The 16,606-nt window shown below is 67.8% G+C and carries 10 protein-coding genes and 3 rRNA genes; 6 read left to right on the top strand and 7 right to left on the bottom strand.

What is annotated here, in order from left to right:
- From ABD954_RS21155 to ABD954_RS21140, 4 genes are read left to right on the top strand one after another with little or no spacing between them, the layout of a single operon-like run.
- Positions 1-681: a DUF4129 domain-containing protein gene (locus ABD954_RS21155; RefSeq protein WP_345487809.1), complete on the top strand. Its 681-nt coding sequence runs from the start codon at positions 1-3 to the stop codon at positions 679-681.
- Positions 678-1,874, top strand: a complete 1,197-nt coding sequence (locus tag ABD954_RS21150; protein WP_345487807.1) for a DUF4350 domain-containing protein — start codon at positions 678-680, stop codon at positions 1,872-1,874. Before ABD954_RS21155 ends, ABD954_RS21150 begins: the two co-directional genes overlap by 4 nt.
- Positions 1,871-2,854, top strand: a complete 984-nt coding sequence (locus ABD954_RS21145; protein WP_345487805.1) for an AAA family ATPase — start codon at positions 1,871-1,873, stop codon at positions 2,852-2,854. The genes ABD954_RS21150 and ABD954_RS21145 overlap by 4 nt, the downstream gene beginning before the upstream one ends.
- Positions 2,855-2,867: 13 nt before the next feature.
- Positions 2,868-4,163 (top strand): DUF58 domain-containing protein, encoded by a 1,296-nt coding sequence (locus tag ABD954_RS21140; protein ID WP_345487803.1) that lies wholly within the window; start codon positions 2,868-2,870, stop codon positions 4,161-4,163.
- Positions 4,164-4,263: 100 nt separating this feature from the next.
- Here the strand turns inward: ABD954_RS21140 and rrf are convergent.
- From rrf to ABD954_RS21120, 4 genes are all read right to left on the bottom strand, one after another.
- Positions 4,264-4,380: ribosomal RNA gene (gene rrf, locus ABD954_RS21135) — 5S ribosomal RNA — on the bottom strand.
- An 86-nt stretch (positions 4,381-4,466) separates the two neighbouring features.
- Positions 4,467-7,589 (bottom strand): 23S ribosomal RNA (locus ABD954_RS21130).
- Positions 7,590-7,875: 286 nt separating this feature from the next.
- A 16S ribosomal RNA gene (locus tag ABD954_RS21125) occupies positions 7,876-9,401 on the bottom strand.
- The 16S, 23S and 5S rRNA genes sit together here, the layout of an rRNA operon.
- A gap of 596 nt (positions 9,402-9,997) precedes the next feature.
- On the bottom strand, positions 9,998-11,005 hold the full coding sequence (locus tag ABD954_RS21120) for a stage II sporulation protein M (RefSeq protein WP_345487801.1): 1,008 nt from the start codon (positions 11,003-11,005) through the stop codon (positions 9,998-10,000).
- 179 nt (positions 11,006-11,184) lie between these two features.
- On the opposite strand from ABD954_RS21120, the gene ABD954_RS21115 reads away from it, so the two are divergent.
- The gene (locus tag ABD954_RS21115; RefSeq protein WP_345487799.1) at positions 11,185-12,192 is read left to right on the top strand and encodes an RDD family protein; all 1,008 of its coding nucleotides are present in this window, start codon (positions 11,185-11,187) and stop codon (positions 12,190-12,192) included.
- Between the two features lie 13 nt (positions 12,193-12,205).
- On the opposite strand, the gene ABD954_RS21110 is transcribed toward ABD954_RS21115, so the two are convergent.
- Positions 12,206-12,817: a hypothetical protein gene (locus ABD954_RS21110; protein ID WP_345487797.1), complete on the bottom strand. Its 612-nt coding sequence runs from the start codon at positions 12,815-12,817 to the stop codon at positions 12,206-12,208.
- Between the two features lie 139 nt (positions 12,818-12,956).
- Positions 12,957-14,411 carry an adenosylhomocysteinase gene (gene ahcY, locus ABD954_RS21105; protein ID WP_345487795.1) on the bottom strand — a complete coding sequence of 485 codons (1,455 nt, stop codon included), beginning with the start codon at positions 14,409-14,411 and terminating at the stop codon, positions 12,957-12,959.
- 329 nt (positions 14,412-14,740) lie between these two features.
- Between ahcY and lepB the strand changes: the two genes are divergently transcribed.
- Positions 14,741-15,406, top strand: a complete 666-nt coding sequence (gene lepB / locus ABD954_RS21100) for a signal peptidase I (protein ID WP_345487793.1) — start codon at positions 14,741-14,743, stop codon at positions 15,404-15,406.
- 219 nt (positions 15,407-15,625) lie between these two features.
- Here the strand turns inward: lepB and ABD954_RS21095 are convergent, their stop codons facing one another.
- Positions 15,626-16,558, bottom strand: coding sequence for a cation diffusion facilitator family transporter (locus ABD954_RS21095; protein WP_345487791.1), 933 nt, complete (start codon positions 16,556-16,558; stop codon positions 15,626-15,628).
- Positions 16,559-16,606: the final 48 nt, after the last annotated feature.

Below are 16,606 nucleotides of genomic sequence, written 5' to 3'. Positions count from 1 at the left end.
GTGACCAGCACGGGGGGCACGACCGGCGACGTACCGGTGGACGTCCCCCGCGTCCCCGCCCGGGAGGCGGCGGAGCGGGAACTGTCCGAGCCGATGTACCACGAGCACGATCCCAGCCTGCTCCAGCGCGGCCTCGACCGCTTCTGGGACTGGGTCGGCGGCCTCTTCGACACCGCCTCCCGGGCCACACCGGGAGGCGTCGTCGGTCTCGTGGCCGTCGTCATCTTCGTGCTCGCCGTGATCGCCGCTCTCTGGTGGCGCCTCGGCACCCCCGGCCCCGCCCCCACCGGCGGCGGCGACTCCCTCTTCCACGAAGGCCCCCGCACGGCCGCCGAACACCGGGCCGCCGCCGCCCGGCACGCCTCCGCCGGCCGGTGGAACCAGGCCGTCCAGGAGCGCATGCGGGCGATCGTCCGCTCCCTGGAGGAACGCGCCCTGCTGGACCCGCGCCCCGGCCGCACCGCCGACGAGGCGGCGGCCGAAGCCGCCCGGTCCCTGCCCGCCCACGGCGACGGCCTGCGCGCGGCCGCCCGTGCCTTCGACGACGTCACGTACGGCGGCCGCACCGCGGACGAGGCCGCGTACCGCCGCATCGAGCAGCTGGACACCGCCGTGGAGCGGGCCAGGCCGGACCTCAGCGCAGCCACCACCACGGCCGCCTTCACGGAGGCACCCCGATGAGCCGGCCGGTCACCAGCCCCACCTCGACCTCCCTCAGCCCCCGCCAGATCTGGACCCGCGCGCGCGGCACCCTCCTGATCCTCGCCCTGCTGCTCATCGGCGGCGTCCTCCTCGCCACGATGCGCTCCGGCGGCCACCACGGCCGCCTGGACCCCCGCTCCGCAGCGCCCCAGGGCAGCCGCGCCGTCGCCGAACTCCTCAAGGCGCAGGGCGTCACCCTCACCGTGACCGACACCCTCGCCGAGGCGACCGCCGCGACCGGCGCCGGCACGACCCTCCTCGTCACCACTCCGGACCTGCTGACCGGCGCACAGCAGTCCGCCCTGCACGCGGCGATGACCGGCTCGGCCGGCCGCACCGTCCTCCTCGGACCCGGCGCCCCCTCCCTCGGGACGCTCGCCCCCGGCGTCAGAACCGAGCTCAGCACCACCGTCTCCGCCCTGGAACCCGCCTGCGCCCTCCCGGCCGCCACCCGCGCCGGCAGCGTCGACCTGGGCGGCGAGCGGTACGTCACCGGGACGACCACCGCCGACGCCTGCTACCCCTCCGACGGCCTGCCGACCCTGGTGCGCCTCCCCGGCACCGGCTCCGGCGACACGGTCCTCCTCGGCTCCGCCGAACTCCTCACCAACAAGCGTCTCGCCCGGCAGGGCAACGCCTCCCTGGCCCTTCAACTCCTCGGCTCCCGCCCTCATCTCGTCTGGTACCTCCCTTCGCTCGCCGACGCACCCGCCGACTCCGGCTCCCCAGGCGACACCACCGGCACCTTCCTCGGCCTGATCCCCTCGGGCTGGCTGTGGGGCACCCTCCAGCTCGCCGTCGCGGCGCTGCTCGCCGCGATCTGGCGCGGCCGCCGCCTCGGCCCCCTGGTGCCCGAACGCCTCCCGGTCGCCGTCCGCGCCTCCGAGGCCACCGAGGGCCGCGCCCGCCTCTACCGCAGGGCCGACGCCCGCGACCGCGCGGCGACCGTCCTGCGCACCGCGACCCGTGGCCGGATCGCCCCGCTGCTCGGCGTCCCGGCCCAGGACGCCCACTCCCCCGATCTCCTCCTCCCCGCACTCTCCGCGCGGTTCCCCGCGGCCGCCGCGAACCACCGGGACCTCCTCTTCGGCCCGGCCCCCACCGACGACGCCACCCTCATCCGCCTCGCGGACCAACTCGACGCCCTCGAAAGAGAGGTACGCACCCCATGAGCGCCCCGACCCCCGAGACCGCGACGAGCCCGGACAGCGCCCGCGCCTCCCTGGAGGCCCTGCGCACCGAGATCGGGAAGGCCGTGGTCGGCCAGGACCCGGCCGTCACCGGTCTCGTCGTCGCTCTGCTCTGCCGGGGCCACGTCCTGCTGGAAGGCGTTCCCGGCGTCGCCAAGACCCTCCTGGTGCGGACGCTCGCCGCGGCCCTCGAACTCGACACCAAGCGGGTCCAGTTCACCCCGGACCTGATGCCGAGCGATGTCACCGGCTCCCTCGTCTACGACGCCCGGACCGCGGAGTTCTCCTTCCAGCCCGGCCCCGTCTTCACCAACCTGCTGCTCGCCGACGAGATCAACCGCACGCCTCCAAAGACCCAGTCCTCCCTCCTGGAGGCCATGGAGGAACGCCAGGTCACCGTCGACGGCACGCCCCGTCCACTGCCCGAGCCGTTCCTCGTCGCCGCCACGCAGAACCCGGTCGAGTACGAGGGCACCTATCCGCTGCCCGAGGCCCAACTCGACCGCTTCCTGCTGAAACTGACGGTCCCGCTGCCCTCACGCGAGAACGAGATCGACGTCCTCACCCGCCACGCCCGGGGCTTCGACCCGCGCGACCTGAAGGCCGCCGGAGTCCGCCCCGTGGCCGGCGCCGCCGAGCTGGAGGCGGCTCGTGCAGCGGTCGCCGAGGTGACGGTCTCCGCCGAGATCGCCGGCTATGTCGTCGATATCTGTCGTGCCACGCGCGAATCCCCCTCGCTCGCCCTCGGCGTCTCCCCCCGAGGTGCCACCGCTCTGCTCTCCACGGCCCGCGCCTGGGCCTGGCTCACCGGCCGGGACTACGTCACCCCGGACGATGTGAAGGCCCTGGCCCTGCCGACCCTGCGCCATCGCATCCAACTGCGGCCCGAGGCCGAGATGGAGGGAGTCACCTCCGACTCCGTCCTCCACTCGATCCTGGCCCACGTCCCCGTACCCCGCTGAGAACGGCGCCCCCATGGCCCTCACCGGACGAACCGCCCTGCTCGCCGCCATCGGATCGCTCCCCGTGGGCATCCTCGCCCCCAGCTGGGCCGGAATGCTCGCGGTGAACGCGCCCCTCACACTCGCAATTCTGTGCGACTACGCCATGGCCGCGCCAGTGCGAACGCTCCAGTTCACCCGAACCGGTGATACGTCTGTTCGACTGGGTGACGCGGCCGAAGTGCAGCTCACGGTCGCCAACCCGTCCCGCCGCCGTCTCCGCGCGCAGCTGCGCGACGCCTGGCCGCCGAGCGGCGCCCAGGCTCCCGCGCGGCAGAAGCTGACCGTTCCCGCCGGTGAGCGCCGCCGCGTCACGACGGCCCTGCGCCCCACCCGCCGCGGCGACCGCCGCGCCGAACGCGTCACGGTCCGCTCCTACGGCCCGCTGGGCCTCGCCGCCCGCCAGGGCAACCACGAGGTCCCCTGGACCGTCCGCGTCCTGCCGCCGTTCACCAGCCGCAAGCACCTGCCTTCGCGTCTGGCCCGCCTGCGCGAACTCGACGGCCGCACCAGTGTCCTCACGCGCGGCGAGGGCACCGAGTTCGACAGCCTCCGCGAGTACGTCCCGGGCGACGACACCCGCTCCATCGACTGGCGGGCCACCGCCCGCCAGACAGAGGTCGCCGTGCGCACGTGGCGTCCCGAACGCGACCGCCACATCCTCATCGTCCTCGACACAGGCCGGACTTCGGCCGGTCGCGTCGGCGACGTTCCCCGCCTCGACGCCTCGATCGACGCGGCCCTGCTCCTCACCGCGCTGGCCTCCCGCGCCGGCGACCTCGTCGACCTCCTCGCCTACGACCGCCGTCTGCGCGCGCATGTCCAGGGCCGCTCGGCAGGCGACGTCCTGCCCGCCGTGGTGGACGCGCTGGCCCCGCTGGAACCCGAACTCGTCGAGACCGACGCCCGCGGCCTGGCGGCCACCGCGCTGGCCCGCGCCCCACGCCGCTCCCTGATCGTCCTGCTCACCGGCCTGGACGCCGCCCCGGTGGAGGAAGGACTCCTCCCCGTCCTGCCTCAGCTCACCCGGCGCCACACGCTCCTGGTTGCCTCTCCGTCCGACCCGCACGTCGACCGTATGGCCACGGCCCGCGGCACCATCGACGGCGTCTACGAGGCTGCCGCCGCGACGCAGTCCCAGTCCCAGCGCCTGCGCACCGCCGAACAGCTCCAGCGGCATGGCGTCACGGTCGTGGACGCCACCCCCGACGACTTGGCGCCGGCCCTCGCAGACGCCTACCTGGCCTTGAAGGCAGCCGGTCGGCTCTGAGCGCTCAGGACCTCTTCCCGGGGAGGAGGTCCGTGGCCGACCGGGTCGTGAACGCAGAAAAGCCCCGCACCATAAGGTGCGGGGCTTTCCCACAATGATTGTTCGGCGGTGTCCTACTCTCCCACAGGGTCCCCCCTGCAGTACCATCGGCGCTGAAAGGCTTAGCTTCCGGGTTCGGAATGTAACCGGGCGTTTCCCTAACGCTATGACCACCGAAACACTATGAAGTTGAACCGCCGCGCCCCTGACCAATAGGGGGGCGTGTTCGTTACTTCAGAACTAACACAGTGGACGCGAGCAACTGAGGACAAGCCCTCGGCCTATTAGTACCGGTCAGCTCCACCCATTACTGGGCTTCCACATCCGGCCTATCAACCCAGTCGTCTACTGGGAGCCTTACCCTCTCAAGGAGGTGGGAATACTCATCTCGAAGCAGGCTTCCCGCTTAGATGCTTTCAGCGGTTATCCCTCCCGAACGTAGCCAACCAGCCATGCCCTTGGCAGGACAACTGGCACACCAGAGGTTCGTCCGTCCCGGTCCTCTCGTACTAGGGACAGCCCTTCTCAATATTCCTACGCGCACAGCGGATAGGGACCGAACTGTCTCACGACGTTCTAAACCCAGCTCGCGTACCGCTTTAATGGGCGAACAGCCCAACCCTTGGGACCGACTCCAGCCCCAGGATGCGACGAGCCGACATCGAGGTGCCAAACCATCCCGTCGATATGGACTCTTGGGGAAGATCAGCCTGTTATCCCCGGGGTACCTTTTATCCGTTGAGCGACGGCGCTTCCACAAGCCACCGCCGGATCACTAGTCCCGACTTTCGTCCCTGCTCGACCCGTCGGTCTCACAGTCAAGCTCCCTTGTGCACTTACACTCAACACCTGATTGCCAACCAGGCTGAGGGAACCTTTGGGCGCCTCCGTTACCCTTTGGGAGGCAACCGCCCCAGTTAAACTACCCATCAGACACTGTCCCTGATCCGGATCACGGACCCAGGTTAGACATCCAGCACGACCAGAGTGGTATTTCAACGGCGACTCCACCATGACTGGCGTCACGGCTTCAAAGTCTCCCACCTATCCTACACAAGCCGAACCGAACACCAATATCAAACTGTAGTAAAGGTCCCGGGGTCTTTCCGTCCTGCTGCGCGAAACGAGCATCTTTACTCGTAGTGCAATTTCACCGGGCCTATGGTTGAGACAGTCGAGAAGTCGTTACGCCATTCGTGCAGGTCGGAACTTACCCGACAAGGAATTTCGCTACCTTAGGATGGTTATAGTTACCACCGCCGTTTACTGGCGCTTAAGTTCTCAGCTTCGCCCACCCGAAAGTGAGCTAACCGGTCCCCTTAACGTTCCAGCACCGGGCAGGCGTCAGTCCGTATACATCGCCTTACGGCTTCGCACGGACCTGTGTTTTTAGTAAACAGTCGCTTCTCGCTGGTCTCTGCGGCCACCCCCAGCTCACGGAGTAAATCCGATCACCAGGCGTGGCCCCCCTTCTCCCGAAGTTACGGGGGCATTTTGCCGAGTTCCTTAACCATAGTTCACCCGAACGCCTCGGTATTCTCTACCTGACCACCTGAGTCGGTTTAGGGTACGGGCCGCCATGAAACTCGCTAGAGGCTTTTCTCGACAGCATAGGATCATCCACTTCACCACAATCGGCTCGGCATCAGGTCTCAGCCTTAATGTGTGACGGATTTGCCTATCACACGGCCTACACCCTTACCCCGGGACAACCACCGCCCGGGCTGGACTACCTTCCTGCGTCACCCCATCGCTTACCTACTACCACCTTGGGTCAGCGGCTCCACCACTCCCCTTTGCCCGAAGGCTCCGGGGCGGCTTCACGGCCTTAGCATTAATGGATTCGATATTGGGCGTTTCAAAGCGGGTACCGGAATATCAACCGGTTGTCCATCGACTACGCCTGTCGGCCTCGCCTTAGGTCCCGACTTACCCTGGGCAGATCAGCTTGACCCAGGAACCCTTAGTCAATCGGCGCACACGTTTCTCACGTGTGTATCGCTACTCATGCCTGCATTCTCACTCGTGAACCGTCCACAACTCGCTTCCGCGGCTGCTTCACCCGGCACACGACGCTCCCCTACCCATCACAGCCTCCGTTGGGAGTATTGCTGCAATGACACGACTTCGGCGGTACGCTTGAGCCCCGCTACATTGTCGGCGCGGAATCACTTGACCAGTGAGCTATTACGCACTCTTTCAAGGGTGGCTGCTTCTAAGCCAACCTCCTGGTTGTCTCTGCGACTCCACATCCTTTCCCACTTAGCGTACGCTTAGGGGCCTTAGTCGATGCTCTGGGCTGTTTCCCTCTCGACCATGGAGCTTATCCCCCACAGTCTCACTGCCGCGCTCTCACTTACCGGCATTCGGAGTTTGGCTAAGGTCAGTAACCCGGTAGGGCCCATCGCCTATCCAGTGCTCTACCTCCGGCAAGAAACACACGACGCTGCACCTAAATGCATTTCGGGGAGAACCAGCTATCACGGAGTTTGATTGGCCTTTCACCCCTAACCACAGGTCATCCCCCAGGTTTTCAACCCTGGTGGGTTCGGTCCTCCACGAAGTCTTACCTCCGCTTCAACCTGCCCATGGCTAGATCACTCCGCTTCGGGTCTTGAGCGTGCTACTGAAACGCCCTGTTCGGACTCGCTTTCGCTACGGCTTCCCCACACGGGTTAACCTCGCAACACACCGCAAACTCGCAGGCTCATTCTTCAAAAGGCACGCAGTCACGACGCATTGAGTAAACTCAATGCGCGACGCTCCCACGGCTTGTAGGCACACGGTTTCAGGTACTATTTCACTCCGCTCCCGCGGTACTTTTCACCATTCCCTCACGGTACTATCCGCTATCGGTCACCAGGGAATATTTAGGCTTAGCGGGTGGTCCCGCCAGATTCACACGGGATTTCTCGGGCCCCGTGCTACTTGGGTGTCTCTCAAGCAAGCCGCTGATGTTTCGTCTACGGGGGTCTTACCCTCTACGCCGGACCTTTCGCATGTCCTTCGACTACACCAACGGTTTCTGACTCGCCTCACAACCGGCAGACTGTGAAAGAGAGATCCCACAACCCCGCATGCGCAACCCCTGCCGGGTATCACACGCATACGGTTTGGCCTCATCCGGTTTCGCTCGCCACTACTCCCGGAATCACGGTTGTTTTCTCTTCCTGAGGGTACTGAGATGTTTCACTTCCCCTCGTTCCCTCCACATGCCCTATGTGTTCAGGCATGGGTGACAGCCCATGACGACTGCCGGGTTTCCCCATTCGGAAACCCCCGGATCAAAGCCTGGTTGACGGCTCCCCGGGGACTATCGTGGCCTCCCACGTCCTTCATCGGTTCCTGGTGCCAAGGCATCCACCGTGCGCCCTTAAAAACTTGGCCACAGATGCTCGCGTCCACTGTGTAGTTCTCAAGCAACGACCAGCCACCCATCACCCCACCACATACGCGGCGAGTTCACTGGGGCCGGCATCGCGAAGGCAAGACCTTTCGGCCGTACCCTCAGATACCCAACAACGTGCCAAGCACGACCTTCTCGGTTCAGCCCGTGTTCCACGCCGAAGCAGTACTAACAGGAGACTCTGAAGAATCGCGCCAACTAATCAACGTTCCACCCATGAGCTGACCGTGCAGAACGTTTGCCTGCAATCGGTACTGTGCTCCTTAGAAAGGAGGTGATCCAGCCGCACCTTCCGGTACGGCTACCTTGTTACGACTTCGTCCCAATCGCCAGTCCCACCTTCGACAGCTCCCTCCCACAAGGGGTTGGGCCACCGGCTTCGGGTGTTACCGACTTTCGTGACGTGACGGGCGGTGTGTACAAGGCCCGGGAACGTATTCACCGCAGCAATGCTGATCTGCGATTACTAGCAACTCCGACTTCATGGGGTCGAGTTGCAGACCCCAATCCGAACTGAGACCGGCTTTTTGAGATTCGCTCCGCCTCGCGGCATCGCAGCTCTTTGTACCGGCCATTGTAGCACGTGTGCAGCCCAAGACATAAGGGGCATGATGACTTGACGTCGTCCCCACCTTCCTCCGAGTTGACCCCGGCGGTCTCCTGTGAGTCCCCATCACCCCGAAGGGCATGCTGGCAACACAGGACAAGGGTTGCGCTCGTTGCGGGACTTAACCCAACATCTCACGACACGAGCTGACGACAGCCATGCACCACCTGTATACCGACCACAAGGGGGGCACTATCTCTAATGCTTTCCGGTATATGTCAAGCCTTGGTAAGGTTCTTCGCGTTGCGTCGAATTAAGCCACATGCTCCGCTGCTTGTGCGGGCCCCCGTCAATTCCTTTGAGTTTTAGCCTTGCGGCCGTACTCCCCAGGCGGGGAACTTAATGCGTTAGCTGCGGCACCGACGACGTGGAATGTCGCCAACACCTAGTTCCCAACGTTTACGGCGTGGACTACCAGGGTATCTAATCCTGTTCGCTCCCCACGCTTTCGCTCCTCAGCGTCAGTAATGGCCCAGAGATCCGCCTTCGCCACCGGTGTTCCTCCTGATATCTGCGCATTTCACCGCTACACCAGGAATTCCGATCTCCCCTACCACACTCTAGCCTGCCCGTATCGGATGCAGACCCGGGGTTAAGCCCCGGGCTTTCACACCCGACGTGACAAGCCGCCTACGAGCTCTTTACGCCCAATAATTCCGGACAACGCTTGCGCCCTACGTATTACCGCGGCTGCTGGCACGTAGTTAGCCGGCGCTTCTTCTGCAGGTACCGTCACTTTCGCTTCTTCCCTGCTGAAAGAGGTTTACAACCCGAAGGCCGTCATCCCTCACGCGGCGTCGCTGCATCAGGCTTTCGCCCATTGTGCAATATTCCCCACTGCTGCCTCCCGTAGGAGTCTGGGCCGTGTCTCAGTCCCAGTGTGGCCGGTCGCCCTCTCAGGCCGGCTACCCGTCGTCGCCTTGGTGAGCCGTTACCTCACCAACAAGCTGATAGGCCGCGGGCTCATCCTTCACCGCCGGAGCTTTCCAGTCTCGGAGATGCCTCCGCGACTCGTATCCGGTATTAGACCCCGTTTCCAGGGCTTGTCCCAGAGTGAAGGGCAGATTGCCCACGTGTTACTCACCCGTTCGCCACTAATCCACCCCGAAGGGCTTCATCGTTCGACTTGCATGTGTTAAGCACGCCGCCAGCGTTCGTCCTGAGCCAGGATCAAACTCTCCGTGAATGTTTACCGGTAATCCGGTCGAACACCACGAGAGCGGAACGGTCCGGAGGAATAGTCCGTACCGTTCACAGCGTCCTCGCTGTGTGCCACCCCGTGGGGTGGACTTTTTCAAAGGAACCTCGACCATCCGAAGATGGACGGGGTATCAACTAATCTGGCGTTGATTTTTGGCACGCTGTTGAGTTCTCAAGGTGCGGACGCTTCCTTTGTACTCACCCTCGCGGGCTTTCCTCCGGGCGCTTCCTTCGTTTCCGACTCTATCAGATCTTTCCGATCCGATTTCCTCGGTGCTTTCCGGGTCCTATTCGACTTTCGTCGTTTCGGGCCTTTCCAGCGGCTCCGACTTTATCAGATTCATTTCCGTCGACCTAATCGGTGACTTCGTGATTCGGATAAGGAATCGGAGTGGTTCCGTCGTCATTTCACTTCCGACCGGAACAAGGAGATTCTATCTCGGCCTCCGGGGGCTTGTCCAGCTCCCCAGGCAACCGTTGAAATCTACCTCCCCACGCCACCCGTGTCAACGGGTTTGGCGGGCGAAGAGGAGACTAGCAGGTCAGCGGAGTGCTCCGCACATCCGGCTGTGTCGGCCCGCTTCAGGCGGCGGTGGGCAGCTCCGCGGTGCGGTCGGCCTCGGCCACGTCGCCCGTGGCGCCGGCGCGGGCCGCGCGGCCGCCGAGGACGTAGACGTACGCGAGGAAGGCCAGCTCGGCGGCGACGCCGATGGTGACGCGGGCCCAGGTCGGCAGGCCGGACGGGGTGACGAAGCCTTCGATGAGGCCCGAGACGAACAGGACGAGGGCGAGGCCGACGGCCATGCCGATCGCGGCGCGGCCCTGCTGGGCGAGCGCGGCACGGCGGGTGGTCGGGCCCGGGTCGACCACCGTCCAGCCGAGGCGGAGCCCGGTGCCGGCGGCGACGAAGACGGCGGTCAGTTCGAGGAGGCCGTGCGGGAGGACCAGGCCGAGGAAGACGTCGAGGCGCCCCGCGGAGGCCATCAGGCCGATGCCGACGCCCAGGTTGAGCATGTTGACGAAGAGGACCAGCAGCACCGGAAGTCCGAGGAAGGCGCCGAGGACCAGGCACAGGGCTGCGGCCTGGGCGTTGTTCGTCCACACCTGGGCGGCGAAGGAGGCCGCCGGGTGGCTGGAGTAGTAGGTCTCGTACTGGCCGCCGGGGCGTGTCATCTCGCGGAGCTCGGCGGGGGCGCCGAGCGCGGACTGGACCTCCGGGTGGGTGCCGATCCACCAGCCGATGAGGGCCGCGAGGAGGGTGGAGAGGACCGCGGTCGGCACCCACCAGTGGCGGGAGCGGTAGACGGCGGCGGGGAAACCGGTGGTCAGGAACCCGGTCGCGTCGCGCCAGGAGGCGCGGCGGGCGCCGGTGACGGCGGCGCGGCCGCGGGCGACGAGCTGGGTGAGCCGGGCCGTGAGCATCGGGTCGGGCGCGCTGGACTGGATCAGGGAGAGGTGGGTGGCCGTGCGCTGGTAGAGGGCGACGAGTTCGTCGGCCTCGGCTCCGGTGAGGCGTCGGCCGCGTCGCAGCAGGTGGTCGAGGCGGTCCCATTCGGCGCTGTGGGCGGTGACGAAGACGTCGAGGTCCATGATCGGCTGCTGCTCCAGGCACTGGTGCGTACGGATGCACAGGGATGCGTACGGGTGGGGTGCGTACGGGTGCGTACCACCGCGGCTTCTGCTGCTTCCTACTGCTGCGGCGCGCTGCCGGTCAGCTTGGCAGACTGGCGTTCGGACGGGGATCGGCAGGGCGAGGAAGGGTGGGTGCCGTGAGCGGGGTGGTGACGGGAGACGCCGTCTATCTGGGGTTGCAGCCCGCGCGGCTGCCGAGCCGGGCGCTGGCGCTGCTGCTCGACCTCGTCGTGGTGTGGGCGGGCTATCTGCTGATCGGTGTCGGGCTCGCGTTCGCCACGGCGTCGCTGGACGAGGCGGCGACGACGGCGCTCGCCATCGCGTCCTTCGTGCTGGTGCTGGTCGGAGTTCCGATCGCGGTGGAGACCCTGTCGCACGGGCGGTCGCTCGGGAAGCTGGTGTGCGGGCTGCGGGTCGTACGGGAGGACGGCGGGCCGATCCGGTTCCGGCACGCGTTGGTGCGCGGGGCGATGGGCGTCGTGGAGCTGCTGATGACGTTCGGGGTCGTGGCGTGCGTCGCGTCGCTGGTGTCCGAGCGGGGACGTCGGCTCGGGGACGTGTTCGCCGGGACGCTGGTGGTGCGGGAGCGGGTGGCGCCGGCCGCGGGCGGGGTGGTGCCGCCTCCGCCGCCGTGGCTGGTGGGGCGGTTCGCCGGGCTCGATCTGTCCGCGGTGCCGGACGGTCTGTGGCTGGAGGCGCGCCAGTACTTGATGCGGGCGGGACAGTTGGATCCGGCGGTCGGGCAGCGGCTGGCGGAGCGGCTGGCCGATGAGCTGGTGGCGCGGACGGGGGCGCCCGCTCCGGCGGGCGTGCCGGCCGGCGCGTATCTGGCAGGGGTGGTGGCGGAGCGGCAGGCGCGCGAGGCGCGGCGGGCGTTCGCTCCGGGCGGGGCGCCTGCCCCCGCGCCGACGGCGCCCTCGGCCGCGGGGCCCTGGCTCCCGGCGGCTCCCGCGCCCGTGGCTCCGGTTGCTCCGGTTGCTCCGGCTGCACCGACCGCACCGGCCGCACCGGCGGTCACGGGAGCGGTACCGGCGGCTCCCGCCGCACCGGCCGGGCCTGCGGGTCCTGCCTCGCCTGCCGGTCAGGCGGCTCCCGGGGCTTCTTCTCCGGCGCCGCGGGCGACCGGGTTCGCGCCGCCGGCCTGAGGTCCGGCGGCGGTCAGAAGGTGTTCGGCGGGGTGTCGAGCTCTTCGAGTTCGATGCCCGGGGCGGAGAGGACCACGTCACCGGCGAGGTGGACGGTGTGCCGCTCCCCCGTGTCCAGGGCGCTGACCTGGTACTCGTCCACGATCAGGGGCCCGTTGTCAGTGGCGTGCGCTTCACTCTTCACCAGGGCCCAGGACTGGTCGACCGTCAGGGGGGCGAGGACGGGATCCGTGAAGGCGACGAGCCGGACGCGGGTCTCGGGGGAATCGGGGGTGAGGCGCAGGAGCCGGGAGATCGCGACGAGGAACGCCGGGGACGTGCCGGTGAAGGCGTGGGCGCGCACATTGCCTTCGGTGGCGTGGGTTCCGGTGGGGTCGGTACGGACCCAGGTGACGCCGTCGAGGGCGGCGCCGCGGACCTGCCACTGCGCGGCGTGGAGTTCGAGGCGGATGGGGCGGCCCCGGTCGTCGACGGCCAGGTCGACGGAGCCGGCCAGGTCGCCGGAGGGGGTGGTGATGCGGGAGACGTAGCGCCAGCCGGAGGGGCCGGGCGCGCAGTGGAAGTGTTCTTCGCCGAGGGGGGTGTGATCGTGCGGATCGTGGAGCGAATAGCGGCCGCGGGGCATGGGTCCTCGGGTGCGTCCTGAAGCGGTGGTCGAAGACGGGGCAGGCCCCCGGCACGGGGGTGCGGGGGCCTGCTCGTTCCGCTGAGGGATCCTGCGACGGGCGGGTGCGGTGCGTTCCGTCACCCGCCGGTCGTGGGGATCAGTAGCGGTAGTGGTCCGGCTTGTACGGGCCCTCGACCTTGACGCCGATGTACTCGGCCTGCTCCGGGCGGAGGGTCGTCAGCTTGACGCCGAGGGCGTCGAGGTGGAGGCGGGCGACCTTCTCGTCGAGGTGCTTCGGGAGCACGTAGACGTCGGTCGGGTACTCCTCCGGCTTGGTGAAGAGCTCGATCTGGGCCAAAGTCTGGTCCGCGAAGGAGTTCGACATCACGAAGGACGGGTGACCGGTCGCGTTGCCGAGGTTGAGCAGGCGGCCCTCGGACAGGACGATCAGGACCTTGCCGTCGGGGAAGGTCCAGGTGTGCACCTGCGGCTTGACCTCGTCCTTGACGACGCCGGGGATCTTCGCCAGACCGGCCATGTCGATCTCGTTGTCGAAGTGGCCGATGTTCCCGACGATGGCCTGGTGCTTCATCCGGGCCATGTCCGAGGCCATGATGATGTCCTTGTTGCCCGTGGTCGTGATGAAGATGTCGGCCGTCTCGACGACCTCGTCCAGCGTCGTGACCTGGTAGCCGTCCATCGCCGCCTGCAGGGCGCAGATCGGGTCGATCTCGGTGACGATGACACGGGCGCCCTGGCCGCGCAGCGACTCGGCACAGCCCTTGCCGACGTCGCCGTAGCCGCAGACGACGGCGGTCTTGCCGCCGATGAGGACGTCGGTGGCGCGGTTGATGCCGTCGATCAGGGAGTGGCGGCAGCCGTACTTGTTGTCGAACTTCGACTTCGTCACGGCGTCGTTCACGTTGATCGCCGGGAACAGCAGGGTGCCGGCCTGCATCATCTCGTAGAGGCGGTGGACACCGGTGGTGGTCTCCTCCGTCACGCCGCGGATCTCGGACGCCAGCTGGGTCCACTTCTGCGGGTTCTCGGAGAGGGTGCGGTTGAGGAGCTGGAGGATGTAGGCGTACTCCTCGCTGTCCGCGGTCGACGGGTCCGGGGCGGAGCCGGCCTTCTCGAACTCGACGCCCTTGTGGACGAGGAGGGTGGCGTCACCACCGTCGTCGAGGATCATGTTCGGGCCGCCGGTCGGGGTGTTCGGCCAGGTCAGGGCCTGCTCCGTGCACCACCAGTACTCCTCCAGGGTCTCGCCCTTCCAGGCGAAGACCGGAACGCCCTGCGGGTTCTCCGGGGTGCCGTTGGGGCCGACGGCGATGGCCGCGGCGGCGTGGTCCTGGGTGGAGAAGATGTTGCAGGAGGCCCAGCGGACCTCGGCGCCGAGGGCGACCAGGGTCTCGATGAGGACGGCGGTCTGCACGGTCATGTGCAGGGAGCCGGTGATGCGGGCTCCGGCGAGCGGCTGCTGCTCGGCGTACTCGCGGCGGATCGACATCAGACCGGGCATCTCGTGCTCGGCGAGGGTGATCTCCTTGCGGCCGAACGCGGCCAGGGACAGGTCGGCGACCTTGAAGTCCTGATGGGCGACAGTCGTCATGACTGGAGCTGCTCCTCGTGGATCGGTTTCGAGGGTCGAGTGGGCACCTGGCACCGCGGCTGTCGGCGACTCGGGCATACGAATGCCCGGGTGCTCCCGCGGTGCAGTCGTCGGAGGCCCTCTCTCCCTCGGCCGGTCCATGCGCGGACCGCCCGACCGCCATCAGCAGCGACGTCTGGCTCCTCTCGAATCTACACCGATCGGCGCAGTGACCCACAGTGGCCCGGGGTCGGACGGGGTCACGGAGGCGTCCGGTTCCGGCCCGTCGGCGGCCCGCGGATAGGGTGCGGGCCGGAACCGTGCCGGGAGGGGTAGTGACGATGAGACCGGTGAGACCGGCGAGAGCGGGGCGGGGCCTGCGGATCGCCGGATGGGTGCTCCTGCCGCTGGGCGCGCTGCTGCTGGCCGGGGGCCTGGTGCTGCGGAGCGCGTATCCCGCCCACCGGGTGCCCGGCGCGTCCATGCGGCCCACCTACGGGCCCGGCGACATGCTCTACGCGGAGCGGGTCGAGCCGTCCGAGGTGCGGCGCGGCGACGTGGTCCTGGTCTCCGCGCCGGAGTGGGGCGTCCACGGGGGCCTGGCCGTGAAGCGGGTGATCGGCATGGGCGGCGACCGGGTGACGACCGACGACCGGCGTGTGTACGTCAACGGTGAGCCGCTTTCGGAGCCGTACGTGGCCGGGAACGACCCGGTCGCGGGCACCCCCGGCCTGGACGTGCGGGTGCCGGAGGGCCGGCTGTTCCTGCTCGGTGACAACCGGGGCGACTCCCTCGACTCGCGCTTCCACCAGGACAAGGCCCCCGGCGGGACCGTCCCGGTCACGGCCGTGCGCGAGCGGGCGGTGGACAGCGCGGCGGGCTCCCTCGCCGCCGGTGCCGGGGCGGGCCTCGGCGTGATCCTGGCCCTGATCGGCTTCGGCCTGGCACTGGCGGGGTGGCTGACCGGGCGCGCCGGGCGTCGGGGCGGGCCGCAGCCGGCCCGGCCGGTCCCGTAGGGCGCTTCCTGGGGTGGCGGGTCCTCCCCGAGGTGACGTGCGAGAGGCCCCGGACCTGGTGATCAGGTCCGGGGCCTCTCGTGCGTCCGGTTCGGTTGCCCGGCTCGTGTGCCCGGCCGGCCGGGCCGGCGCGTGTGCCCGGCTCGTGCGCCAGGCCCGTGTCTCGGCTCGTGCGCCCGGCTCGTACGCTCGGCTCGCGTGCCGGGCTCGTGTGCTCGGTCAGACGCCGGGGGCGGCGGTCTTCTCGCTGTAGATGTCGGGCTCCAGGTAGATGACCCGGGCGATCGGGACGGCGGCGCGGATGCGCTCCTCGGCGGCGTTGATGGCGCGGGCGACCTGGGCGGCGGTGTCGTCGTTGCGGACGGCGATCTTCGCCGCGACCAGGAGCTCCTCGGGGCCGAGGTGGAGCGTGCGCATGTGGATGAGGCGGGTGACGGACTCGCCGTCGACGATCGCGTCCTCGATCTTCTTCACCTCGTCGATGCCGGCGGACTCGCCCAGCAGCAGCGACTTGGTCTCGGCGGCGAGCACGATCGCGATGACGATGAGCAGGACGCCGATGCAGAGGGTGCCGATGCCGTCCCAGACGCCGTTTCCGGTGAGCAGGGCCAGGCCGACGCCTCCGAGGGCGAGGATCAGGCCGACGAGGGCGCCGAGGTCCTCCAGGAGGACGACGGGGAGCTCGGGGGCCTTGGCGCGGCGGACGAACTCCTTCCACGACAGGTTGCCGCGCAGCGCGTTCGACTCCTTGATCGCGGTGCGGAAGGAGAAGGTCTCCGCGATGATCGCGAAGACGAGGACGCCGACGGGCCAGTACCAGGCCTCGATCTCGTGCGGGTGCTTGATCTTCTCGTAACCCTCGTAGAGGGCGAACATGCCACCGACCGAGAAGAGCACGATGGAGACGAGGAAGGCGTAGATGTACCGCTCGCGGCCGTAGCCGAAGGGGTGCTGCGGGGTGGCCTCGCGCTGGGCGCGCTTGCCGCCGAGCAGGAGCAGGCCCTGGTTGCCGGAGTCGGCGACGGAGTGGACGCTTTCGGCCAGCATCGAGGACGAACCACTGAAGAGGAACGCCACGAACTTGGCTACGGCGATCGCGAGGTTGGCGGCCAGTGCCGCCACGATCGCCTTGGTTCCGCCTGACGCGCTCATGGGTCTGGGTCTTCCCTTCGTCGGTGATCCGGCCTGATCCGGCCTTGC

The organism is Streptomyces roseoviridis, from assembly GCF_039535235.1.
Lineage (GTDB): Bacteria > Actinomycetota > Actinomycetes > Streptomycetales > Streptomycetaceae > Streptomyces > Streptomyces roseoviridis.
This window is presented reverse-complemented; position numbering and strand designations above follow the sequence as displayed.